Annotated in this window: 25 protein-coding genes; 19 read left to right on the top strand and 6 right to left on the bottom strand. The window is 73.1% G+C overall.

Annotated elements, in window-relative coordinates; genetic code table 11:
• A complete protein-coding gene (locus tag DFJ68_RS07375) occupies positions 1-1,818 on the bottom strand; it encodes an ABC transporter substrate-binding protein (protein ID WP_170165716.1) in 1,818 nt (605 codons plus the stop codon).
• Between the two features lie 223 nt (positions 1,819-2,041).
• Here DFJ68_RS07375 and DFJ68_RS07370 point away from each other — a divergent pair, with 223 nt between their 5' ends.
• The 3 genes from DFJ68_RS07370 (at position 2,042) to DFJ68_RS07360 (ending at position 5,349) form a co-directional block, all read left to right on the top strand.
• Entirely contained in the window at positions 2,042-2,725 is a 684-nt protein-coding gene (locus tag DFJ68_RS07370) for a response regulator transcription factor (protein WP_121032190.1), read from the top strand.
• Positions 2,722-4,056: a HAMP domain-containing sensor histidine kinase gene (locus tag DFJ68_RS07365; RefSeq protein WP_121032189.1), complete on the top strand. Its 1,335-nt coding sequence runs from the start codon at positions 2,722-2,724 to the stop codon at positions 4,054-4,056. Before DFJ68_RS07370 ends, DFJ68_RS07365 begins: the two co-directional genes overlap by 4 nt.
• A 363-nt stretch (positions 4,057-4,419) precedes the next feature.
• Positions 4,420-5,349 carry a ferritin-like domain-containing protein gene (locus DFJ68_RS07360; RefSeq protein WP_121032188.1) on the top strand — a complete coding sequence of 310 codons (930 nt, stop codon included), beginning with the start codon at positions 4,420-4,422 and terminating at the stop codon, positions 5,347-5,349.
• 107 nt (positions 5,350-5,456) lie between these two features.
• Here DFJ68_RS07360 and DFJ68_RS07355 read toward each other — a convergent pair whose 3' ends face one another.
• The gene (locus DFJ68_RS07355) at positions 5,457-6,503 is read right to left on the bottom strand and encodes an NAD-dependent epimerase/dehydratase family protein (protein WP_121032187.1); all 1,047 of its coding nucleotides are present in this window, start codon (positions 6,501-6,503) and stop codon (positions 5,457-5,459) included.
• Positions 6,504-6,582: 79 nt separating this feature from the next.
• Between DFJ68_RS07355 and pafA the strand changes: the two genes are divergently transcribed.
• From pafA to DFJ68_RS07300, 11 genes are all read left to right on the top strand, one after another.
• Positions 6,583-7,974, top strand: a complete 1,392-nt coding sequence (gene pafA, locus DFJ68_RS07350) for a Pup--protein ligase (protein ID WP_121032186.1) — start codon at positions 6,583-6,585, stop codon at positions 7,972-7,974.
• A 193-nt stretch (positions 7,975-8,167) separates the two neighbouring features.
• A complete protein-coding gene (locus DFJ68_RS07345; RefSeq protein WP_121032185.1) occupies positions 8,168-9,223 on the top strand; it encodes an FKBP-type peptidyl-prolyl cis-trans isomerase in 1,056 nt (351 codons plus the stop codon).
• 104 nt (positions 9,224-9,327) lie between these two features.
• Positions 9,328-9,714 carry an FKBP-type peptidyl-prolyl cis-trans isomerase gene (locus DFJ68_RS07340; protein WP_121035184.1) on the top strand — a complete coding sequence of 129 codons (387 nt, stop codon included), beginning with the start codon at positions 9,328-9,330 and terminating at the stop codon, positions 9,712-9,714.
• Between the two features lie 254 nt (positions 9,715-9,968).
• Positions 9,969-10,949, top strand: coding sequence for a helix-turn-helix transcriptional regulator (locus DFJ68_RS07335; RefSeq protein ID WP_121032184.1), 981 nt, complete (start codon positions 9,969-9,971; stop codon positions 10,947-10,949).
• Positions 10,946-12,043 carry a helix-turn-helix transcriptional regulator gene (locus DFJ68_RS07330; RefSeq protein WP_121032183.1) on the top strand — a complete coding sequence of 366 codons (1,098 nt, stop codon included), beginning with the start codon at positions 10,946-10,948 and terminating at the stop codon, positions 12,041-12,043. Before DFJ68_RS07335 ends, DFJ68_RS07330 begins: the two co-directional genes overlap by 4 nt.
• 111 nt (positions 12,044-12,154) lie before the next feature.
• Positions 12,155-12,532, top strand: a complete 378-nt coding sequence (tatA, locus tag DFJ68_RS07325; RefSeq protein WP_121032182.1) for a Sec-independent protein translocase subunit TatA — start codon at positions 12,155-12,157, stop codon at positions 12,530-12,532.
• Between the two features lie 38 nt (positions 12,533-12,570).
• Positions 12,571-13,392: a twin-arginine translocase subunit TatC gene (gene tatC / locus DFJ68_RS07320; RefSeq protein ID WP_245963520.1), complete on the top strand. Its 822-nt coding sequence runs from the start codon at positions 12,571-12,573 to the stop codon at positions 13,390-13,392.
• Between the two features lie 9 nt (positions 13,393-13,401).
• Positions 13,402-14,433: a diacylglycerol/lipid kinase family protein gene (locus DFJ68_RS07315; RefSeq protein WP_121032181.1), complete on the top strand. Its 1,032-nt coding sequence runs from the start codon at positions 13,402-13,404 to the stop codon at positions 14,431-14,433.
• On the top strand, positions 14,430-17,318 hold the full coding sequence (locus tag DFJ68_RS07310) for a DEAD/DEAH box helicase (RefSeq protein WP_121032180.1): 2,889 nt from the start codon (positions 14,430-14,432) through the stop codon (positions 17,316-17,318). The genes DFJ68_RS07315 and DFJ68_RS07310 overlap by 4 nt, the downstream gene beginning before the upstream one ends.
• 223 nt (positions 17,319-17,541) lie before the next feature.
• Positions 17,542-17,742, top strand: a complete 201-nt coding sequence (locus DFJ68_RS07305) for a cold-shock protein (protein ID WP_121032179.1) — start codon at positions 17,542-17,544, stop codon at positions 17,740-17,742.
• Positions 17,743-17,837: 95 nt separating this feature from the next.
• Complete coding sequence (locus DFJ68_RS07300) at positions 17,838-18,170, top strand: hypothetical protein (RefSeq protein WP_121032178.1); 333 nt, start codon at positions 17,838-17,840, stop codon at positions 18,168-18,170.
• Here DFJ68_RS07300 and DFJ68_RS07295 read toward each other — a convergent pair.
• Positions 18,146-18,367 (bottom strand): hypothetical protein, encoded by a 222-nt coding sequence (locus DFJ68_RS07295; protein WP_121032177.1) that lies wholly within the window; start codon positions 18,365-18,367, stop codon positions 18,146-18,148. The two genes, DFJ68_RS07300 and DFJ68_RS07295, sit on opposite strands and share 25 nt — an antisense overlap.
• Positions 18,368-18,474: 107 nt before the next feature.
• Positions 18,475-19,428, bottom strand: a complete 954-nt coding sequence (locus DFJ68_RS07290) for a 5'-3' exonuclease (RefSeq protein WP_121032176.1) — start codon at positions 19,426-19,428, stop codon at positions 18,475-18,477.
• A 101-nt stretch (positions 19,429-19,529) separates the two neighbouring features.
• Here DFJ68_RS07290 and DFJ68_RS07285 point away from each other — a divergent pair, with 101 nt between their 5' ends.
• Together DFJ68_RS07285 and DFJ68_RS07280 are read left to right on the top strand one after the other, a co-directional pair.
• Positions 19,530-21,317: an alpha/beta fold hydrolase gene (locus DFJ68_RS07285; RefSeq protein WP_121032175.1), complete on the top strand. Its 1,788-nt coding sequence runs from the start codon at positions 19,530-19,532 to the stop codon at positions 21,315-21,317.
• Between the two features lie 118 nt (positions 21,318-21,435).
• Positions 21,436-21,882, top strand: coding sequence for an Lrp/AsnC family transcriptional regulator (locus DFJ68_RS07280; RefSeq protein ID WP_121032174.1), 447 nt, complete (start codon positions 21,436-21,438; stop codon positions 21,880-21,882).
• Between the two features lie 55 nt (positions 21,883-21,937).
• Here DFJ68_RS07280 and ybaK read toward each other — a convergent pair whose 3' ends face one another.
• Positions 21,938-22,432, bottom strand: a complete 495-nt coding sequence (ybaK, locus tag DFJ68_RS07275; RefSeq protein ID WP_121032173.1) for a Cys-tRNA(Pro) deacylase — start codon at positions 22,430-22,432, stop codon at positions 21,938-21,940.
• Positions 22,433-22,540: 108 nt separating this feature from the next.
• Between ybaK and lnt the strand changes: the two genes are divergently transcribed.
• Genes lnt through DFJ68_RS07260 form a run of 3 tightly spaced genes read left to right on the top strand, consistent with a single transcriptional unit; the run spans position 22,541 to position 25,603 of the window.
• A complete protein-coding gene (gene lnt / locus DFJ68_RS07270; RefSeq protein WP_121032172.1) occupies positions 22,541-24,169 on the top strand; it encodes an apolipoprotein N-acyltransferase in 1,629 nt (542 codons plus the stop codon).
• Entirely contained in the window at positions 24,150-25,001 is an 852-nt protein-coding gene (locus DFJ68_RS07265) for a polyprenol monophosphomannose synthase (protein WP_121032171.1), read from the top strand. The genes lnt and DFJ68_RS07265 overlap by 20 nt, the downstream gene beginning before the upstream one ends.
• Entirely contained in the window at positions 24,998-25,603 is a 606-nt protein-coding gene (locus DFJ68_RS07260) for an FxsA family protein (RefSeq protein ID WP_245963519.1), read from the top strand. The genes DFJ68_RS07265 and DFJ68_RS07260 overlap by 4 nt, the downstream gene beginning before the upstream one ends.
• A gap of 216 nt (positions 25,604-25,819) precedes the next feature.
• Here DFJ68_RS07260 and DFJ68_RS07255 read toward each other — a convergent pair whose 3' ends face one another.
• On the bottom strand, positions 25,820-26,182 hold the full coding sequence (locus DFJ68_RS07255) for an RNA polymerase-binding protein RbpA (RefSeq protein WP_121032170.1): 363 nt from the start codon (positions 26,180-26,182) through the stop codon (positions 25,820-25,822).
• Positions 26,183-26,202: the final 20 nt, after the last annotated feature.

Genomic DNA, 26,202 nt, shown 5'->3' with positions numbered 1-26,202 from the left:
TCAGCCGCCCTGCTGCCCGGCCGACAGCCACACGTTGGTCGGGTCGTAGTTCTGCAGTGCCGGGACGTAGACCGTGCCCTGCACCTGGCTGGCGTGGTAGTTCGCCTGCTGCGGGTTGGTGATCGGGAAGAACGGCGCGTCCGCCATGACCTGGTGGTCGGCCTGCGCCCACAGGGTCGCCGCCTGCGACTGGGTCGAGGCGCTGGCCGCCTTGTCGATGAGGGCGTTGACCGTGCTGCTGTCGTAGTAGCCGAAGTTGCTGCCGACCGGCGGGAACGACGGGGAGCCCGAGAAGAGCGGCTTGAAGAACGACAGGGCCGCGTCGCCGTACCAGTCGGCGCCCCATCCGGCGACGGCGAGGTCCCAGACGCCGCGCTGCGCGGTGGCCGGCACCTGCAGGTACTTCGTGTAGAAGTCGGCCGTGGGAGAGGGGACTCCCTGGACGGTGATGCCGGCCTTCGACAGGTCCTGCTGCACGGTCTGGAACGTCTTGCTGCTGCCCTCGGAGGCGTTGCGGTAGAGCATCTTGACCGTGATGCCGTTGGGGAAGCCGGCCGCCGCCAGCATCGACTTGGCCTTGTTCGGGTCGTAGGGGTAGGGGTCGAAGTCGGTCGCCCCTCCGACGACGCTGGAGGGCAGGACGTGGGTCAGCGGCGGGTTGAGCGTCGGACCGCCGATCACTTGCAGGATGTCGCTGCGGTTGATCGCGTACTCGAGCGCCTGGCGCACCTTGACGTCGGCGAGGGCGCTGTTGTTGTTGGGCGACTTGACGTTGAAGACGATGTACGGGTTGCTCGACGCCGTCGGCCCGAGGGTGAGGTTCGGGTCCTTCTTGGCGATGAGGCCGGGCAGCTGGCTGGCGGGCGGGAAGTTGTCGAACTCCATGTCGGCAGAGGGGGTTCCGGTCTCGAGCTGCTGCTGCGCCGAGTCCTGGGTGACCGTCTCGTTGACGACGACCTTGTCGACCCACGCCTTGCGGATCGGGTCCGAGGATGCCGACCAGGCCGGGTTGCGCGAGAACGTGATCTTCTGTGTCGGCGTGTACGAGTCGACCTTGTACGGGCCGTCGGAGAGCGTGTTCTGGGCCAGCTGCGAGCTGGCGGGCAGGTAGGCGTCCCACTCCTTCGGCGCCGGCGAGAACGCGGGCAGCGTGAGCAGGTCGACGAAGTAGCTGGCGGGGCTGGTGAGCGTGAACTGCACCGTCAGGTCGTCCTTCGCGACGACGCCCGGCAGCGCGGTCTTCTCGACGTAGGACGCGACGGCCGAGGGGTTCTGGGCCACCTTGGCGAAGCCGTCGCAGAACGACTGCATGCCGACGATGAGGCTCTCGTAGTCGGGCAGGCCGCCGAACGGGTGCGAGGGGTTGCACGTGCGCTTGACGCCGCGCACGACGTCGGCGGCGGTCACCTGACGCGCCGGGCTCGTGTCCCACATCGCGCCCTTGCGCAACGAGATCGTGTACATCTTGCCGTCCGCGCTGATGCCGTTGCCGCTCGTCGGCATCGCGGTGGCCAGGTCGGGTACCGCGGTCGTCGTCTTCCCCTGCTGGGCCGGGTAGGTGAACAGCTGCCGACTCCACATGCGCAGCGACAGGTAGCCGATCGAGTAGTAGCTGATGTTCGGGTCCATGTAGTCGACGTCGCCGCTGCCGAGCATGTTGAGCGTGCCGCCCTTGACGCCGGTGCCCCCGGACGACGACGCGCCCCCGCTCGCGCTGCCGCCCGTCGACGAGCTGCAGGCCGCCGCGGTGAGCGCCACCGCGGTGGCGGCAGCGACGGCCGCCAGCGGCCGTGTCCTGGATCTGGTGTCTCTCGCCATGACGAGCTCCCTTTCTGCGGAGACGGTTCGGGTCGCGGGTCGGCCGTCGAACCGGTGGCGGGCAGGTCGTGCCCGCCGCGTCACGTTAGGCACGCGCGGATGCCGGCCACCCGGCATCCGCGCAGATGTCACGAGAGCGCAAAGTCGGCGTCACACGCGCCCGTTCAGGCGTCGCGCAGATGTCATGCGGCGACCTCCCAGCCGACGGTCGGAGACTGCGCAGATGAGTCGGCGGGTGCTGTTGGTGGAGGACGACGCGCGGGTGCGCCGGGTGATGCGGATGGCCTTGGAGGACGAGGGTTTCGAGATCCTCGAGGCCGGTGACGGCGAGCAGTGCCTGGGCCGGGTCAAGGAGACCGCGCCCGACGTCGTGCTGCTCGACGTCATGCTGCCCGACCGCGACGGCTTCTCGGTGTGCCGGGCGATCCGCAAGGGCAGCGACGTCCCGGTCATCATGGTCACGGCCCGCACCGACAGCCACGACATCGTCGCGGGGCTCGAGTCCGGCGCCGACGACTACGTGACCAAGCCGCTCGTCGCGAAGGAGCTCGCCGCGCGCATCCGGGCCCTGCTGCGGCGCACCGAGCCGATCCACGGGCAGCCGCCGCGTCACGCCACCGCGGGCGACCTCGTCGTCGGGCTCGACGACGGCGTCGTCACACGGGCGGGGGAGCGGGTCGACCTCACCCGCACCGAGTACCGCTTACTCTGCGAGCTGGCGCTGGCCGAGGGCCGCATCTGCACGCGCGAGCACCTGCTCGACCGGGTCTGGGGCTACGACTACTTCGGCGACAGCCGCATCGTCGACGTGCACGTGCGCCGTCTGCGGCTCAAGGTCGAGACCGACCCCGCCACGCCGCGCCACGTCGTGACGGTGCGTGGGCTCGGCTACCGGCTGGGGTCGTGACCGTCGGTCTGCGGACCCGGGTGCAGCTGACGTTTGGGCTGCTCGCCCTCGCGCTGTCGGCCCTGCTCGCCGTCTCGACCGGGGTCGCGGTCGCGCACTTCCTGCTCGCACAGCGCACCGACACGGCGGTGACCGAGACCGAGCTCGACCGTGGCGCAGTGCAGTCGGCGCTCGAGTCGGGTGCGCGCGACCCGGCATCCGTGCTGGCGACGCTGCCCACCGACGACGCCGACACGTCGTTCGCGCTCGTCGGCGGCCGGTGGTCCGGACCCGAGCCGGCGGGGTCGTGGGGCAGGCCCCCCGACGACCTCGTCTCCGCGGTGGCCGAGGGCCGCACGGTGGCGTCGCGGGTCGAGGATGCCGGTGGGCCGGTGCTCGTCGTCGGGGCACCGCTGCCGCGGGCGGGCGACGCGCTGTTCGAGGTGTTCCCGCTGCAGGACGTCGACCACACGGTCGACGTGCTCGTGGCCGTGCTCGCCGTGGGTGCCGTCGTGACGACGCTCGTCGGTGCGGCGCTCGGGCGGTGGGCGAGCCGGGTCGCGCTGCGGCCCCTGGTCGAGCTCAACACCGTCGTCTCGGACGTCGCCCGGGGCCGGCTCGACCTGCGGGTGCCGCCCACGGGCGACCCGGACCTCGACCCGCTGGCGGCCTCGTTCAACCGGGCCATCTCCGAGCTCGAGGGGCGGGTGCGGGCCGACTCGCGGTTCGCCGCCGACGTCGGGCACGAGCTGCGGACGCCGCTCACCTCGATGCTCAACTCGATGGAGGTCATCCGCCACCGCCGGGCCGCACTGCCCGCCTCGGTGCTGGAGCCGGTCGAGCTGCTCGGCGAGGACCTCGACCGTTTCCGGGTGCTCGTCGTCGACCTGCTCGAGATCTCGCGGCACGACGCCGGCGAGGAGGTGGCGCTCGAGCCGGTCGACCTCGGCGAGCTCGTGCGGCGGGCGGCGGACGGTCTGCTGCGACGGCCGGTCACCCGGGTGCGGGGCGGCGGTCTCGTCGTGCCGGGCGACAAGCGACGGCTCGAGCGGGTGGTCGTCAACCTCGTCGGCAACGCCGAGACCCACGGCGGCGGATGCGTCGCCGTGACGGTGCAGCGACGTGGAGCGGTCGCCCGCATCGAGGTCGACGACGCGGGGCCGGGGGTGCCCGAGGGGCAGCGCGGCCGGGTCTTCGACCGCTTCGCCCGCCTCTCGCCGTCGTCGCCCAACGGCGTCGGGCTCGGCCTCGCCATCGTCCAGCGCCACGTGCTCGCCCACGGGGGCACCGTCGAGGTGCAGGAGCGCCCCGGCGGCGGCGCCCGCTTCGTCGTCGAGCTGCCGGTCCGCTGACGGCGCGCGCCCGGCATCCCGACGTCGCGTGACGCCGCCTGTGTGATGCCGGACGCGGTGCGCCGGCGGCTGTGTGATGCCGGACGCGGCGCATACGGCGCGTCCGGCATCACCGAAGCTGCGCGATCGGCACCCCTGGCCGTCCAGGGGTGTCAGGCGCGCGTCGGGTTGCGCGCTCGGCGCCTTCCAAGCTCCAGGGGTGGCAGGTGCGCACACCATCGGCACCGCCGAGGTTCCAATCCGGTCGGGCGAGGGCGACGAACCCGGACCGCGACATGTCACCACGGTCGACCCTCGGACCAGCACCTGTCGAGCCATCCGCAACACCCCGTGCGTCACCCCTTCACAGTCGAGGAGCTACACGTGTTCGGAAAGAAGATGGTGGTCGACCTGATCGACCGCAGCGCCGAGAACGACCGCGACCGCCGCAACTTCCTCAAGGCGGCCGGCATCGGCGGTCTGGCCGTGGCCGGCACCGCCGCCGCGGTCGGTGCCGGAGCGACGTCCGCGTCGGCCGCAGAGGCACCGAGCGACGGCGCCGTGCTCAACTTCGCCCTCAACCTCGAGTACCTCGAGGCGCAGTACTACTCGTTCGCCGTCAACGGACGTGGCATCCCCACCTCCCTCACCGACGGCAGCGGCAAGATGGGCGGGGTGACCGGCGGTCACGCCGTGCCCTTCAAGAGCCGGGTCCTCAAGCGCTACGCGCAGGAGATCGCCGGTGACGAGCTGGCCCACGTCACGTTCCTGCGCACCGCCCTCGGCGGCGCCAAGGTGGCCCAGCCGCAGATCGACCTGCGCGACAGCTTCACGGCCGCGGCGCAGGCGGCGGGGCTCATCGGAGCGGGCGAGAAGTTCGACCCGTTCGCCGACGAGAACAGCTTCCTGCTCGGTGCCTTCATCTTCGAGGACGTGGGCGTCACGGCCTACAAGGGCGCGGCACCGCTCATCACGAACAAGACCTACCTCGAGGCGGCCGCCGGCATCCTGTCGGTGGAGGCCTACCACGCCGGCATCGTGCGCAGCGCGCTGTTCGAGCGTGGCCTGCAGCCGCAGGCCGGCAAGATCTCGTGGGCGCGTGACTCCCTCGACGGCAAGACGATGCTCGACCAGGGCCTCTACCTCGACGGGCGCGCCAACCTCGTGCCGACCGACGAGAACGGGATCACCTTCAGCCGCACGCCCGGCCAGGTCCTCAACATCGCCTACCTCAACCCCGCCGCAGTGTCCAAGGGCGGGTTCTTCCCCACCGGGGTCAACGGTGCCGTCACCATGAGCGACGCCAACGCCTGACCCTCCCGAGACGCGCCGGTCGGGGAACTGCCCTCCCCGGCCGGCGCACCTCGTCGCAGCTCACGGGTCCCCTGAGCACCGGGCGCCGTGATGCGATCGGATGCCGGTCAGCGTGCGTCGCGCACGCGGCCCACGACCTCCAGCTCGTCGGCCCGGCCGAGGCCCGCAGCGGTGCGAGGACGGTCGAGCCCGAGCGCCCGCTCGTGCTCGAGCGCCGAGCGCATGGTCTCACGAAGAGGCTTGCAGGACAGGCCGATCCGTCGCGCCGCTGAGACGTCACGGTCCATGAACGACTGCCACTCGGGGTCGCCCAGCCACAGCGGCAGCGACCGCGGACCCATGAACTCCTCGACGCCGGCCGCCCGCAGCTGGTCGTCCGTCGCCGTCACGGTCTCGCCGCCGAACCCGGCGACCGCCGCCGCCTCCTGCAGGACGTGACCGAGCGACGTGGTCGGTCCCGTCGCGTTGACGGTGTCCGCCGCGCCCGCCAGGCCGGCGTCGACGAGCCACGCCGCGAGGTCGCGGACGTCGACCCACTGCACCCGTCGCTCGAGGTCGGCCGGCACGAGCACCGGCCCGCCGTCCTCGACGGCCAGTGCGAACCGGCCGGGCCAGTAGCCGAACCGGTCGCTGCGGTCGCCCCGCCCGACGATGAGGCCGGCCCGGGTGACAAGGGCGTCGTCGCCCCGGACCGCCGTGACGGCCTGCTCGCACGCGACCTTCGCCTCGCCGTAGCGGTCGGGGCCGGCGGTGTCGCCGTCGTGCGCCGGCAGCAGGGCCGCCCTCTCGTCGGCGCCCGGCTCGTCGTGACGGGCGTAGACCGAGCACGAGCTGACGAAGGCCCAGTGCTCCGCGTCGTCCGAGAGGGCCTGCAGGGCCGAGCGGACGTGCCCGGGCTGGCGGGCGACGTCGACGACGAGGTCCCAGGCGCGCCCGGTGACCGCGGCGTACGCCTCGGCGCCCGCGTCGCGGTCGGCCTCGACGAGGAGCACGCCCGGCGGCACCTCGCCCGCCCGGCCGCGGGCGAGGCAGGTGACGGAGGCGCCGCGGGCCGCCGCGTGGGCGGCCACCGCCCCACCCAGCCACGACGTGCCGCCGAGGACCAGCACCCGCGGCCCCCCGGCATCCGACTGCTGCTCGCCGTCCGCGCTCATGGCGTCAGCGAAGCACGACGCGCCGGGGACTGGAACGGGTGTACGCCGTCGGCGGAAGAAGCACGCCTAGAGTTGGTTCATGGAGCGGCGGATCTTCGGGATCGAGAACGAGTACGGCGTCACCTGCACGACGCAGGGGCAGCGCCGGCTCACGCCCGACGAGGTCGCCCGGTACCTCTTCCGCCGTGTCGTCGCCTGGGGGCGGTCGAGCAACGTCTTCCTCGGCAACGGCGCCCGGCTCTACCTGGACGTGGGCTCGCACCCCGAGTACGCGACGGCCGAGTGCGACTCCGTGCGCGAGCTCGTCATCCAGGACAAGGCCGGCGAGCGCATCCTCGAGGGTCTCGTCGAGGACGCCCAGATGCGGCTGCGTGACGACGGCGTCGAGGGTGAGATCTACGTCTTCAAGAACAACACCGACTCCGCCGGCAACTCGTACGGCTGCCACGAGAACTACCTCTACGGGCGCGGCGGCGACTTCCAGCGCGTCAGCGACATGTTCATCCCCTTCCTCATCAGTCGCCAGATCGTCTGCGGCGCAGGCAAGGTCGTCGCGACGGCCCACGGGGCCTCCTACGCGGTCAGCCAGCGGGCCGACCACATCTGGGAGGGCGTGTCGTCGGCGACGACCCGCAGCCGGCCCATCATCAACACCCGTGACGAGCCGCACGCCGACGCCGAGCGCTACCGGCGGCTGCACGTCATCGTCGGCGACTCGAACATGTCGGAGACGACCAACCTGCTCAAGGTCGGCAGCGCCGACCTCGTGCTGCGCATGATCGAGTCGGGGATCGTCATGCGCGACCTGACGATGGAGAACCCGATCCGGGCCATCCGCACGATGAGCCACGACCCGTCGGGCCGGGCCACGGTGCGCCTCGCCAACGGCCGCGAGCTGTCGGCGCTCGACATGCAGCGCGAGTACCTCGAGAAGGCCCTCGACTTCGTCGACCACGAGGGCATGGGCAGCCCCGACACGAAGCAGGTGCTCGACCTCTGGGGGAGGGCCCTCGACGCCATCGGCTCGGGCGACCTCGACGCCGTCGCGACCGAGGTCGACTGGGTCATCAAGCACCGGCTCATCGAGCGCTACCGGGCCCGGCACGACCTCGCGCTCGGTGACCCGCGGGTGCTGCAGCTCGACCTCGCCTACCACGACATCAACCGCCGTCGCGGCCTGTTCTACCTGCTGCAGAAGGCCGGTCGTGCCGCGCGGGTCGCGAGCGACATCGAGATCTTCCAGGCCAAGGTGCGCCCGCCGCAGACGACCCGAGCGCGCCTGCGCGGCGACTTCATCCGCGCCGCCCAGGAGCACGGCCGCGACTTCACCGTCGACTGGGTGCACCTCAAGCTCAACGACCAGGCGCAGCGGACGGTGCTGTGCAAGGACCCGTTCAAGGCGGTCGACGAGCGGGTCGACCGGCTCATGGAGACCATCGAGCGCAGCCCGCTCGTCCAGCGTCCCCTCTGAGGCGGCACAGCAGGCGGCACAGCGGGCGGACAGGTGCGTTCGGCGTCTCGGTCGGGGGAACTCGGGGCACGGGTCCGGCGGTTACAGTGACGGGGCCTTTCGCCCGGTCGCGCGCTCGTCGAGCGTGGACGACCGAGGGCGAGCGTGCCAGGGCCCCGTCCCTCCTCCACCGAACCCGACCGAAAGCCGACCCGTGCGCTTCTCCCGTCCCGTCCTGGCCCTCGTGGCCGCCGCCTCCCTGACCGCCGTCGCCGCCTGCGGCTCGGCCGGCACGCCGAGCGGGGGCACCACGAGCGGCAACGCCACCGGCAACCCGACCGGGAACGCGACCGGGCAGGCGGCTCCGACCCAGACCCCGGTCACCCCGGTCACCGGCGAGAGCACGGCCCTCGCGGGCCTGACCGCCACCGGCGCCGTCGACCTGAAGACCGCGCCGAAGGTCAACGTCGGCAAGGTCCCGGTCAGCTCGACCGAGGTCGAGAAGAAGGTGCTCACCCCCGGCACGGGCACCGCGGCGACCCAGAAGGACGTCGTCGGCGTGCGCGCGCAGATCTTCAACGGCACGTCGGGCAAGCTGCTCGACGACGGCTTCACGGCCAAGCGCCCCGTCGAGAGCTTCCGGCTCTCGCGCCCCGACCTCGTCCAGGGCTTCATCAAGGGCCTCGTCGGGTCGCAGAAGGGCAGCCGGATCGCCTTCACCATCCCGCCGAAGGACGCCTTCGGCGAGCAGGGCAACCCCCAGCTCGGCGTCACCGGCAAGGACACGATCGTCGTCGTCGCCGACGTCGCCGACGTGCGCACCCCGCTCACCCAGGTCGACGGCACCCAGACGGCCAGCCCCGCCGGCCTGCCCACCGTCGAGTTCAAGGACGGGCCCACCAAGGCGCCCACGGTGACGGTGCCCACGACGGCCGCCCCGACCAAGACGGAGCAGGCCACCCTCATCGAGGGCACGGGCGCGACCGTGACGGCCGGGCAGACCATCACCGCGCAGTACCACGGCGTGCTCTGGCGCGACGGCAGCGTCTTCGACTCCTCGTGGCAGCGCGGCACGGCCGCCGACTTCCCGATCGGCGTCGGGCAGGTCATCCCGGGCTGGGACAAGACCCTCGTGGGCAAGAAGGTCGGTAGCCGGGTGCTCCTCGTCATCCCCGCGGCCGACGGGTACGGTACGAAGGGCACCCCGGACGGCAAGATCAAGGCTGACGACACGCTCGTCTTCGTCGTCGACATCCTCGACGCGTCCTGACAGACGGTCGCCCGGTCGCGGCCCTCGGCCGTGACCTCCTGACCGCACGACCACCCGACGGCCCACGTGACCGCGTGGCCGCCACCGACGAGAGGCACCCCTCGATGGCGCTCGACCCCGACCGCACCAAGCCCGAGATCGACTTCCCCGAGGGCGAGCCGCCGGCCGACCTCGTTCTCGAGGACCTCATCGAAGGCGAGGGTGACCCGGCCAAGGCCGGCGACACCGTCAGCGCGCACTACGTCGGCGTCGCCTTCTCGACGGGCGAGGAGTTCGACTCCTCGTGGAACCGCGGGACGCCGCTCGACTTCCGCATCGGCGTCGGCATGGTCATCCAGGGCTGGGACCAGGGCATCCAGGGCATGAAGGTCGGCGGCCGCCGCAAGCTCACCATCCCCGCCCACCTCGCCTACGGCGACCGTGGCGCCGGTGGCGCCATCGCGCCCGGCGAGACGCTCATCTTCGTCGTCGACCTCGTCGACGTCCGCTGAGCCCTTCGGGTCCGTTGGGTCCGTTGGGTCGCTGACACCTCGGCACCACTCGCCTCTCCCGGTCTCCGCCCGGGGGCGTCGCGTCACCGGCTGACGCGGGTCCCCGGGCGGATGCCGGTGTGCCGGGTCCGTGCGGACGTCGGGGCCCGCTCGTCGACGAGTCCGGTGGCGGGCTCGGGGGCAGGAGCCGTCCCGCCACAGCGGTGTCGCCGGGGTCGGGTAGCGTCGTGCACCCAGACCCGGGAAGGACCCAGATGAGCCCAGTCTCCCCGTCGGCGGAGAAGACGGAACGCCTGATGAACCTCATCCTGGCGCTCACGTCGGCCCGGCGGCCGGTGTCGAAGCAGAAGCTGCGCCAGGCGCTGCCCAGCTACGCCGCCGCCGCGAGCGACGAGGCCTTCGACCGCATGTTCGAGCGCGACAAGGACGAGCTGCGCGAGATGGGCATCCCGATCACGACGACCGTCATCGACGTCCTGTTCGACGACGAGGTGGGCTACCGCATCGACTCGAGCGAGACCGCCCTGCCCGCCATCTCCTTCGAGCCGGAGGAGGTCGCGGCCCTCGCCCTCGCGGCCCGCGCCTGGTCGACGGCGAGCATCTCGGGCGCCGCCTCGGCCGCCCTGCGCAAGCTCCGCCTCGCCGGCGTCGAGATCGACGACTCCATGGCGGCCGGTGTCGAGCCCCGCATCCGCACCCGCGAGCCCGCCTTCGAGGCGGTCCGGGCGGCGGTCACGGCGTTGCAGCCCATCACCTTCGACTACCGCAAGAGCGAGGGGACCGTCGACACCCGGCACGTGCAGCCCTGGGCCCTGAAGAACTGGCACGGGCGCTGGTACCTCACCGGCTACGACCTCGAGCGGCAGGCCGAGCGCGCCTTCCGGCTCAGCCGCTTCGAGGGCCCGGTCCGCAAGAAGGGCCGCGCCGGGGGCTACTCGGTGCCCTCCGGCCACGTGCCCGAGGTCGCGGTCGGCACGAGCGACCCGCAGCCGGCGGGGACCGCCGTGGTCCGCCTCCGGCACGGCCGGGGCGGGGCGCTGCGCCGCCACGCCGTCACCACCCGCGAGGTCGACGACCGGTGGTCGGAGATCGAGCTGCCCTACCGGCAGGGCCTCACCGAGAGTGACGTCGCCGCCCTCGGCGCCCACGCCGTCGCCGTGTCGCCGCCCGAGCTCGTCGAGAGGGTGCGTACGGCCCTCGCCGGCGCGGCCGTCGCGAACGGGGGAGCGGCATGAGTCCGACCCCGTCGAGGTCAGCGAGGTCACCGAGGTCACCGAGAACACCTCGGTCGTCGCAGCCGGCCCGGGCGCCGGAGACGGCGACGCAGCGGCTCGGCCGGCTGCTCGACATGGTGCCGTGGCTGCTGCGCCACCGGGGCGTGGCGCTCGGTGACGCCGCGCGAGAGTTCGGGGTGAGCGAGCAGCAGATCGTCGACGACCTCGAGCTGCTCTTCGTCTGCGGCACCCCCGGCTACGGACACTCCGAGCTCATCGACGCCCAGTGGGACACCGGCCACATCTACCTCGACAACGCCGACGACATCGCCGCCCCGATGCGTCTGACGCAGGACGAGGCGGTCACCCTCGTCGCCGGTCTGCAGGCGCTCGGCTCCAGCCTGGTCAACCCCGAGATCGCCGAGCGGACGCTGGAGAAGATCCGGGCCGCGCAGGCGGCCACCGTAGGCACGGCACCGGGCGACCCGGCATCCCGCATCGCCCTCGACCTCGACGACGGCAGCCAGCACGCGGCCATGCCGGCGCTCAAGGAGGGGCTGGCGAACCACCGCCGGGTGCACCTGCGCTACTACGTCCCGACGCGCGACGAGTCGACCGAGCGCGACGTCGACCTCATGCGCGTCGTCAACCTCGACGGCCAGTGGTACGCCGAGGGCTGGTGCCACCGGGCCGAGGGGGTTCGCCTCTTCCGCCTCGACCGCATCGAGTCGGCGTCGGTGCTGGACGTCGACGGCACGCCCCCGGAAGGGGTCGCCCCGCGCGACCTCGGCGAGTCGTTCGTCGCCGGGCCCGACGACCTCACCGTCGTCATCGAGGCCGGGGTCGACGCCGCGTGGATCGCCGACTACTACCCGAACGAGGGGGTCGAGCGCGGCGACGACGGGTCGGTGCGGGTGACCCTCAAGGTGGCCGACCCGGCGCTCGTGCGACGGCTCCTGCTGCGCCTCGGCGGCGGCGCACACGTCGTCGAGCCCCGCGACCTCGCGCTGTCGATCGCGCAGGAGGCCCGTGCGGCCCTGGCCGCGTACGACACGCCGCCCGCCGCCGACGGGCCGACGGCCGCACCGGACACGCATCGGTCGACCGAGGGATGAAACCCGGGCGGGCCACAGCGAATCCCCAGCCGCGGCAACGTATGCTGATAAGGCGCAGCGGCTGCCGCTGCGTGCGGCTCTGATCGAGTCGCCTGCGACGAGGAGACCAGCATGAATCTCGGTTGGCCGGAGCTCACCATCCTGGCGGTCATCATCATCGCCCTGTTCGGGTGGAAGAAGCTCCCCGACATGGCTCGCAGCCTCGGCCGGTCGGCCCGGGTGTTCAAGAGCGAGGTCGACGAGATGAAGAAGGACGGCAAGGAGAACGCCGCCCCCTCGACCGTGCACGGCGACCTCGTCGACGACCGCCCGCGTGCGAGCGCGTACACCGACGCCTCGTCGCCGCGCACCGACGTGCGCGAGGGCTCGTTCAACCGCGACGACGACTCGGCCCGGCGCGCTGCCGAAGCCCGGGTCGCCGAGGCCGAGGCCCGTGCGGCGGAGGCCCGGGCCGAGGCCGCCCGCCTGCGCGGCGACTCCACCGTCTGAGGTGACCGCCCCGCTCCCACGCCCCCGGGGATGCTGACGTGCCGGCTCTGCTGCGCAAACGCAACCCCGAGGGGCGCATGACGCTCGCGGACCACCTCCGTGAGCTGCGCAACCGTCTCTTCTTCGCGCTCGGCGCCATGCTCATCGGCGCGGTCCTCGGCTGGATCTTCTACGAGCCGGTGCTCTCCGCCCTCACCAGGCCACTCACCGACATCGCCAACCAGCGACGCAACGAGGGTGACGGCGGCATCGTCAACATCAACTTCGGTGGCCTGACCGACCCGCTGGCGATCCAGCTGACGGTGGCGGTCTTCATCGGGCTCGTGCTGTCGTCGCCGATCTGGCTGCTGCAGATCTGGGGCTTCATCGTCCCCGGCCTGACGAAGAAGGAGAAGCGCGTCACGCGCGTCTTCGTCGTCGCCGCGGTGCCGCTGTTCCTGCTCGGCTGTGCCCTCGCGTTCTTCATGCTGCCGAAGGCCGTCTCGGTGCTGCTCGGCTTCACGCCCGAGGATGCCGTCAACCTGCAGGACGCGTCGGTGTACCTCACCTTCGTCCTCAAGTTCATCGTCGCCTTCGGGTGCGCGTTCCTGCTGCCCGTCTTCCTCGTCGCCTTCAACCTCGTCGGCATCCTCCCGGCCACCGCCATGCTCAAGGCGTGGCGGCCGGCCGTCATGATCATCTGCGTCTTCGCGGCGATCATGACCCCGACGCCCGACGCGTACACGATGCTCGTGCTCGCCACCCCGATGGTCGCGCTCTACTTCGTCGCCGTCGGCATCGCCTTCCTCTTCGACCGCAAGAAGGAGAAGGAGCAGCCCGACTGGCTCGACGTCCCCGACGACCAGGCGTCCGCGCTGTAGCGTCGCCGTGTGCCCGGCCGCGTCGTCCTGATCGTCAACCCGACGGCGGGCCGCGGCGCCGGGCGCCGGCTCGGCGAGCAGGTGTCGACCCTGCTGCGCGCCTCCGGGCACGAGGTCGTCGACGCCTCCGCGGGTGATGCCGAAGCCGCCCGGGTGGCGGGTGCCCGTGCGCTCGCGGACGGGGCGGAGGCCCTCGTCGTCGTCGGTGGTGACGGCATGGTGCACTTGGGTGTGAACCTCTGCGCGGAGACGCCCACCCGCCTGGCCGTCGTGGCCGCGGGAACGGGCAACGACGTCGCAACGCACCTCGGTCTGCCGGTGCACGACGCCGTCGCGGCGGTCGCCGTCGTCGACGCCGGCCACACCCGCCGCATCGACGCAGGCCGGGTCACCGCCGCCGACGGCTCGGTCCGCTGGTTCGCCGGCGTGCTCGGAGCCGGCTTCGACGCGGTCGTCGCCGACCGCGCCGCCCGGACGGCATGGCCGCGCGGCCGGTCCCGCTACGTGCTGTCCGTCCTGCGCGAGCTGCCCGTGTTCCGGCCCATCCCGTACTCCCTGACCCTCGACGGTGCGCGGGTCGACACCCGCGCGATGCTCGTGGCCGTCGCCAACACCCGCTCCTTCGGTGGGGGGATGCAGGTCTGCCCCGACGCCGACCCCGCCGACGGGTGGTTCGACGTCCTGCTCGTCCGGGCCCTGTCGCTGCCGGCCTTCCTCCTGGTCTTCCCGCGCGTCTACTCGGGGCGCCACCTCGGGCACCCGGCGGTCGAGGTGCGGCGGGCGCGCCACGTGCGGCTCGAGGCGCCCGGCATCCGGGCCCAGGCCGACGGCGAGACCGTGGGCGCGCTGCCCCTCGACGTCGAGGTCGTGCCCGGCGCCCTCACGGTCCTCGTCCCCGCCGACCCGCCCGGTACCTCGAACCGTCGAGCGGCCATTTCCCGGCGCATAACCCGTCGAGAGGCCACTTCGCGACCCCCAGGCCAGCCCGGCTCCACCACGCACCGCACCGACGACCCTGCTACCGACGGGACCGCGCCGTGATCCCCACCTGGCCTCAGCTGCAGGCCTTCTCCGCCGCCCTCGACTTCCCGCTCGACGACTTCCAGGTCGAGGCCTGCCGCGCCGTCGAGGAGGGTCGCGGCGTGCTCGTCGCCGCCCCCACCGGTGCCGGCAAGACCGTCGTCGGCGAGTTCGCCGTGCACCTGGCCCTCGCCACCGGCCGCAAGGCGTTCTACACGACGCCCATCAAGGCCCTGTCGAACCAGAAGTACGCCGACCTCGTGCGCGTGCACGGGGCCGACCGCGTCGGGCTGCTCACGGGCGACTCGTCGGTCAACGGCGAGGCGCCCATCGTCGTCATGACGACCGAGGTGCTGCGCAACATGATGTACGCCGGGTCGAGCACGCTGCGCGGGCTCGGCTGGGTCGTCATGGACGAGGTGCACTACCTCGCCGACCGCTTCCGCGGTGCGGTGTGGGAGGAGGTCATCATCCACCTGCCCGCTGACGTCAGCGTCGTGTCGCTCTCGGCGACGGTGAGCAACGCCGAGGAGTTCGGCGCCTGGCTCGGCGAGGTGCGCGGCGACACCGAGGTCATCGTCTCCGAGCACCGCCCCGTGCCGCTGTGGCAGCACATGATGGTCGGCCAGACGCTGTTCGACCTCTTCGTCGAGGAGGTCGACGGCCCCGCCGGGCCGAACAACGGGCGGCCGGATGCCGGTCGGCAGGCCGCCGAGCGACGTGGGCCCTCGGTCGAGGTGAGCGTCAACCCCGACCTCGTGCACGCCATCCGCGGCTCCGAGGGGCGCGGCGCGTGGGACTCGCACTGGTCCAGCTCGAACGGCCGGGGCGGACGCCACCGCGGCCGGCCGGCCGGGCGCGGCCGCGACGACGGTCGGGGCCGGGGCAAGGGCGGCGGGCACGGCGGCACCGGACACGACGGCCGGAGCGGCGGGCCCGGTGGCGGCGACGGCGGGCGGGCGTTCGCCCGGGGCAGCCGCCCCGGCGGGGGCGCCAGCCGCGTCGAGGTCATCGAACGGCTGGAGCGCGAGGGACTGCTCCCGGCCATCACCTTCATCTTCAGCCGGGCCGGCTGCGACGCCGCCGTCGGGCAGCTGCTCTCCGGGGGCATGCGCCTCATCGACGAGCGGGAGGGCGAGCGCAACCGACGCGTGGTCGAGGAGCGCATCCAGGGCCTGGCCGACGAGGACCTCTCGGTGCTCGGCTACTGGGACTTCGTCGACGGCATCGCCCGCGGGTTCGCCGCGCACCACGCCGGGATGCTGCCCACCTTCCGCGAGATCGTCGAGGAGCTCTTCACCGCGGGCCGCATCAAGGCCGTCTTCGCCACCGAGACCCTCGCCCTCGGCATCAACATGCCGGCGCGCACCGTCGTGCTCGAGAAGCTCGTGAAGTTCAACGGCGAGAACCACGTCGACATCTCACCCGCCGAGTACACGCAGCTGACCGGCCGCGCCGGGCGTCGCGGCATCGACATCGAGGGCCACGCCGTCGTGCTGTGGAACCGCGGCCTCGACCCGGCCGCGGTGGCCGGGCTGGCGTCGACGCGCACCTACCCGCTGCGCTCGAGCTTCCGGCCGACCTACAACATGGCGGTCAACCTCGTCCGCCAGTTCGGTCGGGGCACGGCCCGCGACATCCTCGAGACGTCGTTCGCGCAGTTCCAGGCCGACCGTGCGGTCGTCGGCTTCGTGCGCACGGTGCGCCGCAACGAGGAGGCGCTGGCCGGCTACGAGGAGTCGATGCGCTGCCACCTCGGCGACTTCCGCGAGTACGCCGCCCTGCGCGACGAGATCCGCACCATCGAGAAGGAGGGGGCCAGGTCCCGCTCGGCCTCGATGCGCGCGGCGGCGGCGATCTCCCTCGAGACCCTCAAGATCGGCGACATCGTACGCATCCCCGCTGGGCGGCACAGCGGGCTCGCCGTCGTCGTCATGCCCAACCGGGGCGGCAAGGGCGAGGCCGCCTCGCCGTCGGTCGTCACCGAGGACCACCAGCTGCGCCGGCTCACGCTGCACGACGTGCCCGGCCCCATCGAGCCGCTCGGGTCGATGCGGGTGCCCAAGCAGTTCAACGGGCGCAACCCCAAGGCCCGCCGCGACCTGGCGGCGACCCTGCGGGCGACCCTGCCCTTCGACCCGCCGCCACGCCGGCAGGCGGTCGTCGACGACGGGGGAGACGCCCGCATCGACGAGCTGCGCCGCCGCATGCGGGCGCACCCGTGCCACCAGTGCCCCCACCGGGAGGAGCACGCCCGCTGGGCCGAGCGCTGGTGGCGCCTGCGCCGCGAGACCGACGGTCTGCAGCGCAAGATCGACGGGCGCACCAACTCGGTGGCCAAGACCTTCGACCGCATCTGCGACCTGCTCGTCGACCTCGGCTACCTCGCCGACGCGGGGGAGACGGTGACGCCCGACGGCGACCGGCTGCGCCGGCTCTACACCGAGAAGGACCTGCTCGCCGCCGAGTCGCTGCGCGCCGGCCTCTGGACGGCGCTCGACGCGCCGTCGCTCGCCGCCGTCGTGTCCACGCTCGTGCACGAGCCCCGCCGTGAGGAGGGCCTGGCCCCACGCTGGCCGAACGACGACGTGCGCGACGCGTACGACCGGATGATCGACCTGTGGTCGCGCCTCGAGGACGCCGAGGGCGCGCTCGCCCTGCCTCGCACCGGGATGCCGGACGGCGGGCTCGCATGGGCCGTGCACCGGTGGGCCTCGGGGCAGCGGCTCGAGGACGTCCTGCGCGGCACCGACCTCGCGGCCGGTGACTTCGTGCGCCGGTGCAAGCAGGTCATCGACCTGCTCGGCCAGCTGCAGGACGCCGGCGACGTCCACCTCGGGGCCACGGCCCGGGCGGCGACGACGGCGGTCATGCGCGGCGTCGTCGCGGCCGACCGCATCGACTGACCCGGCCCGGCGCGCCCGGTCCTCCGGCGGGTCGATGTGGGGGTGAGGGGCGCAGTGGGCTACCGTGGACCTCGGTCGACGTTTGTTCGTGCGTGCCGGCTCGTCTGACGAGCATGTGCGTACAGCTGTCTCTCAATCCTTGTCTCGTCTCGGTGGAAGTGGTTGCGTCAAAGCCGACCCGGTCCCGCGAAATCGCGGTCCGACCCCACCAGAAGGAGCAGACATGGCACAGGGAACCGTCAAGTGGTTCAACGCGGAGAAGGGCTTCGGCTTCATCGCGCCGACCGAGGGCCCCGACGTCTTCGTGCACTACTCGGAGATCCAGACGAACGGCTACCGTTCGCTCGAGGAGAACCAGGCCGTCGAGTTCGACATCGAGCAGGGCCCCAAGGGCCCGCAGGCGATGCGCGTCCGCACCGTCTGAGACGCTGCGACTCACGTCGTGAGGGCCGGGACCGACAAGGTCCCGGCCCTTCGCCGTCCCCCGGCACAGGGGGCCGGGCGGAGGGGCTGGCAGCAGTGACCCGCACGGACCGTCGGGCTCGGCTGCTCGGCGCGGGCGCGATGGCCACCCTCCTCGCCGCCCTGCTGTTCTGGCGCACCCTCATGTCCGTCGTCCCCGACGGACGGGGCTGCGGCGGACGGGTGTTCGGCTGGGGCCCGGTCCCCGGCATCCGCTACGCCGACCGGCCCGCCGGCCTGGACGCAGCGGGGGAGGCAGCGTGCCGCGCGGCGGCGACATCGCTGTGGTCGGTGGGCGCCGTGTTCGCCGCCGTCGCACTCGTGCTGGCGGTGCTCGCCCTGCGCTCGTGGCGCCGGGGGAGAGGTCAGAGGCGCGTCAGGCGCGAGTAGGGCGGCGCCATGCGGATGCGCTCGGACCCGAACTCCACGGTGACGGTCTGCTGGCCGGCGTCGAGGACGCGGCCGAGCCCGTACTTGTCGTGCGAGACGCGGTCGCCGACCTCGAAGACCTCGACGGCCTGGGCCGCCGGGGCGGCGAACGGGCTGCTCGGCAGGTGTCGGCGGGGGGCGGCAGGTGAGGGAGTCATCACCACCAGTATGCGACGAGCCGACGGCGACACGCCCGGGTGTCCCCCTCTCGGCCCTGACGGCGCTGTTCCCGCACGTCGCGCAAGCGCAGCGCCACCGCGTCCGGTCAGCCGATGCGCAGGGCGGACAGCACCCGGTCGAAGCTCGAGGTCAGGCCATGCTCGACGGCGAGGCGCGACATGAGGCTGGGGTCGGCGACCGCGGTGGGCAGGGCGAGGTCGTCGTCGCCGGTCGCGGTGTCCATCTGCGCGTCGTGGGCCACCGCGACGACCCGGGGGGCGACGTCGAGGTAGTCGGAGGCCGCCTCGAGCCGGGCGCGCTGGGCGCCCTTGAGGTTCGGGTCGCCGTCGGCGATCGCGGTGCGCACCGCGGCGAGCGAGCCGTAGGTCGTGATGAGCTTGGCCGCCGTCTTCTCGCCGATGCCGGCCACCCCGGGCAGCCCGTCGCTCGTGTCGCCGCGAAGGGCCGCCATGTCGGCGTACGCCGGGCCGTTCGGGATGCCGTACCGCTCGGCGAGGAACGCCTCGTCGACGAGGTCGGGGGCGCGCACGCCGCCCTTGGCGGTGTAGACGACGCGTACGTCGTTCGCGTCGTCGACGAGCTGGAAGAGGTCACGGTCGCCGGTGACGACGTCGACCGGCATCCGGCCGCTGAAGCGGTGGGTCAGGGTGCCGATGACGTCGTCGGCCTCGTAGCCGTCGGCGCCGACCCGGGCGATGCCGAGCGCGGCGAGCGCGTCGACGATGAGCGGCACCTGCACGCTGAGCGCGTCGGGCACCGTCTCGCCGTTCAGCTGCTCGTCGCCACCCTCCGCGACGCGGTGCGCCTTGTACGACGGGATGGCCTCGACCCGGAAGGCCGGCCGCCAGTCGTTGTCCCAGCAGGCGGCCAGATGCGTCGGGCGGTCGCGCTCGACGAGCGAGGCGATCATGTCGAGGAACCCACGGACGGCGTTGGTCGGCGTCCCGCTCGGGCCGACCACCTCGGGCACGCCGAAGAAGGCGCGGAAGTAGAGGCTGGCCGAGTCGAGCAGGAGCAGGCGGGGGCTGGCGGTCGGCATGCGCCGAGACTACCGACGGGCGGATGCCGGTCGGTGGGCCGGCGTGGACCGGTCGGCGTGGAGCGGCCCGCGCGGACTGCCTCGCCTGTTAGCGTCCCCCCATGGCTGCCACCCGCGGGGACAGGATGACGACCACCGGACCACGACGACGCCTCGGCGTCGCGGCCACCGCCCTCGCCGGCGTAGTGGCCCTCGCGGGGTCCCTGCTGACGGCGACGGCCGTGTCGGCGGCGCCGTCCACCGCCACGAGCGCCACATCCGCCGCATCCGCGGCCACGACCGGCGCGGTGGCGAGTGACGCGGGGGGCATCGCACCCGGCACCCGGACGCCCACCCTGAGCTGGGGTCCCTGCGGCACGGGGCTCGAGGCGTTCCGGTGCACCACCGCGGAGGTGCCGACCGACTACGACCGCCCGCGCGGTGCCACGACGACGCTCGCGCTCATCAAGCTGCCGGCCTCCGGGCCGGGAGCTCGCATCGGCAGCCTCTTCACCAACCCGGGCGGCCCGGGTGGCTCCGGCGTCGACTTCGTCACCGCCGCGCCGCAGCTGTACACCGCGGCCCTGCGCGCCCGGTACGACATCATCGGCTTCGACCCCCGGGGCGTCGTGCGGTCGGACCCCGCGACGTGCTTCGCGACGGCGCAGGAGGAGGCGAGCTCGCCGCTGCTGCGCCTCGCCTACCCGCTGACCCGACCGGAGGGCCGCACGTTCGTGAAGGAGGCCGTCGCCTTCGCGAAGCAGTGCACGAGCACGTCGCCCGAGCGCTTCCGCCACGCCTCGACGGCGAACGTCGCCCGTGACCTCGAGCTGCTGCGCCGGGCCGTCGGCGACGACAAGCTCACGTACGCCGGCTACAGCTACGGCACCTTCCTCGGGGCCACGTACGCCCGCCTCTTCCCCGACCGCGTCGGTCGCTTCGTGCTCGACGGCACCGTCGACCCGAAGGCGTGGTCGGGGACCGGCCGGGGCGACGCCGCCCAGTGGGTGCCGTTCGGTATCCGCACCCGTCAGGGCGTCGGGGCGTGGGAGACGTTCCGCGAGTTCGCGAAGCAGTGCAAGGCCGCCGGGCCGGCACGGTGCTCGCTGGCCGGGCTCGGCGACCCGCTCACCGTCGCCACCCGGACCTTCGACCGGCTCGCGACGTCGCCGGTCACCATCGAGACGCCCTCCGGGCCGGTCGTCATCGACCAGCAGGTCGCCGTGCTGCTGTCGTTCCAGGCGCTCTACGACCCCGCCTCGTGGCGCGACCTCGCCGACACCCTCGCGGCGCTGTCGGTCTCGACGCCGTCGCCCGCCCGGGTGGCGGCGGCGGTCGCCGGCACGACGACGACCGTCGGCGAGCGGGTTCGCGGTGAGGCCGCCGACGAACGCGGCGAGGACTACGCCAGCGCGGGCGGCAACCTCGCCAGCGTCTGCGTCGACGCCCGCCGCTCGGGCCTGCTCGGCAGCTACCCGGCCATCGCCGACGCCTACGACCGCACGGCGCCGTACTTCGGTCGCTTCCGCCTCTGGACCGGCGCCATCTGCGAGCGCTGGGGCCTCACCGACACCGACGCCTTCCTCGGCCCGTGGGCGCAGACGACGAAGGCCAAGGTGCTCGTCATCGGCACCCGCTTCGACCCGGCGACGCCGTACTCGCAGACCCGCCCCTACGCGGGGCTGTGGCCGGATGCCGACGTGCTGACCGTCCAGGGCTACGGGCACACCGCGCTCGGCAAGAGCACGTGCGCCGACGACGCGGTCACGCGCTATCTGCTGACCGGCCGCACCGGTGGCGCCGACCGCACCTGCCGCCAGGACGTCGCGCCGTTCGCCGCGCCCGCCGACGGGGCCCGCACGGCCCCGAGTGAGCCGGTGCGGGTCTCGCCCCGCTGGCTGGGGCTCTGAGCCACCTGCGCCCACCCGCGCCCACCCGAGCCCCGCTGCGACCACCGGCGCCGGACCCACGGCATCCGGCATGAGACACACCCCGTGGGGGGTGGTGGCGCTGGTCTAGCCTGCGCCCATGGAGGATCTCGACCGCCGGCTCGTGGGGCTGCTGCTGCAGGACGGGCGCATGAGCTACACCGACCTCGGCAAGGCGACGGGGCTCTCGACCTCCGCGGTGCACCAGCGGGTGCGGCGGCTCGAGGAGCGCGGTGTCATCACCGGGTACGCGGCCACCGTCTCGCCCGAGGCGCTGGGGTTGCCGCTGAGCGCGCTCATCTCGGTGACGCCGTTCGACCCCAGCGACCCCGACGACGTGCCCCAGCGGCTCGCGCACATCACCGAGATCGAGGACTGCTACTCGGTGGCCGGCGTCGAGAGCTACATCCTCAAGGTGCGCGTGGCGATGCCGGGCAACCTCGAGGACCTGCTGGCCCGCATCCGCTCGGCCGCCAACGTCTCCACGCGCACGACGGTCGTGCTCTCCACGCCGTGGGAGGGCCGCAGCGCCTCGGCCAGCGTCTGACACGAGGTCGGACGCGGGCGCCGTCGCCCGGCCCGGCCCGCTCTCAGGCTCGCTCTCAGGCCCGGGCGACCGGGGCGCGCGTGGCGCCGGTGACCCGCTCGAGGTCGGTGGGGGAGAGGCCGACGTCGAAGCCCCGTCGGCCCCCGGAGACGTAGACCACGTCGTGCGCGAAGGCGCTCTCGTCGATCACCGTGGGCAGGGAGCGCTTCTGGCCGAGCGGCGAGATGCCGCCGACGACGTAGCCGCTGCTGCGCTCGGCGGCAGCCGGGTCGGCCATGACGACGGCCTTGACCCCGAGGGCGAGCGCCGTGGCCTTGAGGTCGAGGTGGCCGGCGACGGGCACGACGGCGACGGCCAGACCCCCGCCCGTGTCGACGAGCAGCGTCTTGAGCACCTGCGCCGGGTCGAGGCCGAGCGCCCCCGCCGCCTCGAGCCCGTAGCCGCCCGCCGCCGGGTCGTGGGTGTACGGATGCCGGGTGAACTCGACGCCGGCCCGCTCGAGGGCCAGCGTGGCCGGGGTCGTGGGGCCGGACGCAGCCTTGCGGGCCAAAGGGGGCTCCTGCGGTGCGAGGGGTTCGGGCGGACAGGCGGAGTGTAGGTCTCTGCCCGCCGACCAGCCCCTCACCGGCTGCTCAGGCGGGCGACATACGGTGACCCGGTGAGCAGTCCGCCCCAGCCCGCGCCGTCGGCCCCTCCGCGAAGCCGGCTCCTCGTCCGGCTCCTCGCGGCCTCCGTCGCCGGTGGGCTGCTCTGCCTCGCCTTCCCGACGTTCGACGTCTGGGTGGCGGCCCCGGTGTCGCTGGCCCTGCTCGCGTGGGCCCTGACCGCGGCGGGCTTCCGGCGTGGGCTGCTGCTCGGGCTCGTCGCGGGCCTCGCCTTCTTCGTGCCGACGCTCCAGTGGTCGGGCATCTACGTCGGCGCGCTGCCGTGGCTCGCCCTCTCGACCCTCGAGGCGCTCTTCCTGGCCCTGGCCGGCGGTCTCTACGGGTGGCTGAGCCGCCGGGGTGGCGTGCGCCCGTTCGTGTTCGCCGTCGTCTGGGTCGTCACCGAGGGGTTCCGGGGCCGAGCCCCGTACGGCGGCTTCCCATGGCTGAAGCTCGCCTTCGGGCAGGCTGACTCGCCGTTCGGGCGCCTCGTCGCCCTCGGCGGGCCACCTCTCGTCGCCTTCGTCATCGCCCTGACGGGCGCCCTGCTCGCGCTCGCCGCCGTCCGGGTCTGGCCCGCGCTGCGACGGGGTGGCCGACCGCTCGACCGGCCGTCCGGGCGGCGCCCGAGCCGGGCCGTCGGCTCCCGGATGGCGCCGGTGGCGGCCGCCGTCGTGCTGTCGGTCGCGGGTCTCGCCGTGCCGCTGCCGACGGACGGGCAGTCCGCACAGTTCGTCGGCGTGCAGGGCAACGTCGCCCGTCCGGGGCTGGAGTTCAACGCGGAGCGGCGCGCGGTGCTCGACAACCACGTCGCCGCGACGATGGGTGAGGTGGCCCGCATCAAGGACGGCTCCGTGCCGGTGCCCGACCTCGTCGTCTGGCCGGAGAACGCCTCCGACATCGACCCGCTGCGCAACGCCGACGCCAAGGCGCTGATCCTGCAGACGGTGGCGGCGCTGGGCCGGCCGCTCATCGTCGGCGGCCTGCTCGAGGAGCCCCCCGGCGAGCTGTCGAACGTGTCCCTCCTCTTCGAGCCGGGGCGTGGCAACACCGAGAGGTACGTGAAACGGCATCCGGTGCCGTTCGCCGAGTACATCCCCAACCGCGCGTTCTGGCGGCAGTTCAGCGCCGAGGTCGACCTCGTGCGCAGCGACTTCGTGGCGGGGCGCGACGTCGGGCTGTTCGACGTGACGGGGACGAAGGGGCAGTCGGTGCGCGCCGGGCTCGCCATCTGCTTCGAGGTCGCCTACGACGACATCATGCGAGACACCGTCGACGCGGGTGCGAACGTCCTCGTCGTGCAGACGAACAACGCGACGTTCGGCTACACGGCGGAGTCGCCCCAGCAGCTGGCGATCAGCCGGGTGCGGGCGATGGAGTTCGGCCGCAGCGTCGTGCACGTCTCGACCGTGGGCCAGAGCGCGCTCATCACGCCCGACGGAACCGCGCACCAGGTCACGTCGTTGTTCACACAGGCGGTGATCAGCGGGGCCCTACCATTGCGGGACCAGCTGACCGTGGCCACGCGTGTCGGCGCCGCCCCCGAGTGGGCGGCCCTCGCGGCGCTCGTGGTGCTGCTGGGGGCGTCGGTGGCGCGCAGACCACGACTGACGAAGGACAGGGATGACGACAGCGAGACGTGAGCCGGTCACGAAGGTGGCCGTGCTCATCCCGACGTACAACGAGCGGGAGAACCTGCCGCTCATCGTGGCCCGCACGCGGGCGGCGGCGCCGGAGGTCGACGTCCTCGTGCTCGACGACGGGTCGCCCGACGGCACGGGCGAGGTCGCGGACGCGCTGGCGGCATCGGACGAGCGCGTGCACGTGATGCACCGCCCGGCCAAGCAGGGCCTCGGCCGCGCCTACCTGGCCGGGTTCGAGTGGGCAATCGTGCGCGGGTACGACGCCGTCGTCGAGATGGATGCCGACGGCTCGCACCGTCCTGAACAGCTGCCCGAGCTCATCGCGGCGCTCGCCGACGCCGACGTGTCGATCGGGGCGCGCTGGGTGCGCGGCGGTCGGGTCGAGAACTGGCCCCTGCACCGCAAGGTCCTCTCGGTCGGGGCCAACGTCTACACGAAGGTGCTGCTCGGGATGCGCGTCAACGACGCCACCGCCGGGTTCCGGGCCTACCGCGCCACCGCCCTGACCGACATGGGGCTCGAGGGCGTGGAGTCGCAGGGCTACTGCTTCCAGATCGACCTCACCATGCGGGCCGTGCGCCGCGGACTGACCGTCGTCGAGGTCCCCATCACCTTCGTCGAGCGTGAGATCGGCGTGTCGAAGATGGGGCAGGACATCGTGCGCGAGGCGTTGACGAACGTCACCCGGTGGGGCGTCGAGCACCGGGTCGGCCAGGTGCGCGACCTCGTGCGGTCGCGTCGCGCCGGGTCCGACCGTCGTGCTGAGCGGGCGGGGCGCGTCGAGCGGACCGCGCCGGCCGAGCGTGACGCGCGGGCCGAGGTGGCGGAGTGACCGCGGGCGGGCCCTTCGCGCCCCGTCCCGGCGACCGGGCCGCGCGCTCGGGACTGCGACCCACCAAGGTGGCCGCGGCCGGGCTGCTGCTCTTCGGCGTCCTCGAGATCCTCGTCATCATCCTCGTCGGCCGCGCCATCGGCCCGTTGTGGACGATCCTGCTGCTCGTCGCCACGTCGTTGCTGGGGGCCTGGCTCGTTCGTCGCGAGGGGTCCAAGGCGTTCTCGGCGCTGCGTCAGGCGGTCCGCAGCGGCCGGATGCCGGCCCGTGAGCTCGCCGACGGCATGCTCGTCCTCGTCGGGGGCGTCCTGCTCAGCGGGCCGGGGTTCGTCAGCGACGTCCTGGGCCTGCTGCTCGTGCTGCCCTTCACCCGACCGGTGGCCCGCAACCTCGTCGCGGCCGTCATCGCCCGCCGCATGGTGACCTCGACCGCAGGCTTCGGTGGGCCGTTCGTCACCGACCGGGGCCAAGGGGTCGGCTCCGGTGCCGGCACCGGTGCCGGCACGGCACCCGGAGCGGGTGGGCCGCAGGGCCGGGCCCGCTCGGCCTCGAGCGACGAGGTCATCGAGGGCGAGATCATCGACGACGAGCCGCCGCGCTGACCGACCCCGCCGCAGTGGTTGGGGGGCGGCCACCCACCGGATGTCGGAGACGACGCCCCTGACCGGGGGGCGTGAAGGGTTGGAGCCCCCTGGGGGCCTGGGCCCGTCACCACCCCCGCGTGACCCCGGCCACCATGGCTTCCAGACTTGTCGACGGGCGCGGACGCCGAAGAGCCCGCCCCCACGAACGGGGCGGGCTCTCGACCAGGGTCTGTGTCAGGCGCTCTTGCGCCGGCGCGGCTTCTCACCGCGGGACTCGCGCAGCAGCGTCAGCCGCTCCTCGAGCAGCTCTTCGAGCTCGGGGATGGAGCGGCGCTCGAGCAGCATGTCCCAGTGGGTGCGCTGGTGCTTGACGGGCTTGGCCTCGGGCTCGTCGTGGTCACCCTGCAGCTTGGCGGCCAGGCCGCAGCGGCACTCCCACGTCGCCGGGATCTCCGCCTCGATGCTGAACGGCAGCTCGGTGCGGTGCCCGTCAGGACACACGTACGCCGTGATCTGACGCTCGCTCGGAACGACGTTCTCGTCGGACTCCATGCTGCGGGAACCGAGGTTCGAACCGCGCAATGCTCGATCGGCCATGGTGGCCCCCTCCAAAAGAT

The sequence above is a fragment of the Terracoccus luteus genome (genome assembly GCF_003635045.1).
Classification (GTDB): Bacteria; Actinomycetota; Actinomycetes; order Actinomycetales; family Dermatophilaceae; genus Terracoccus; species Terracoccus luteus.
This window is presented reverse-complemented; position numbering and strand designations above follow the sequence as displayed.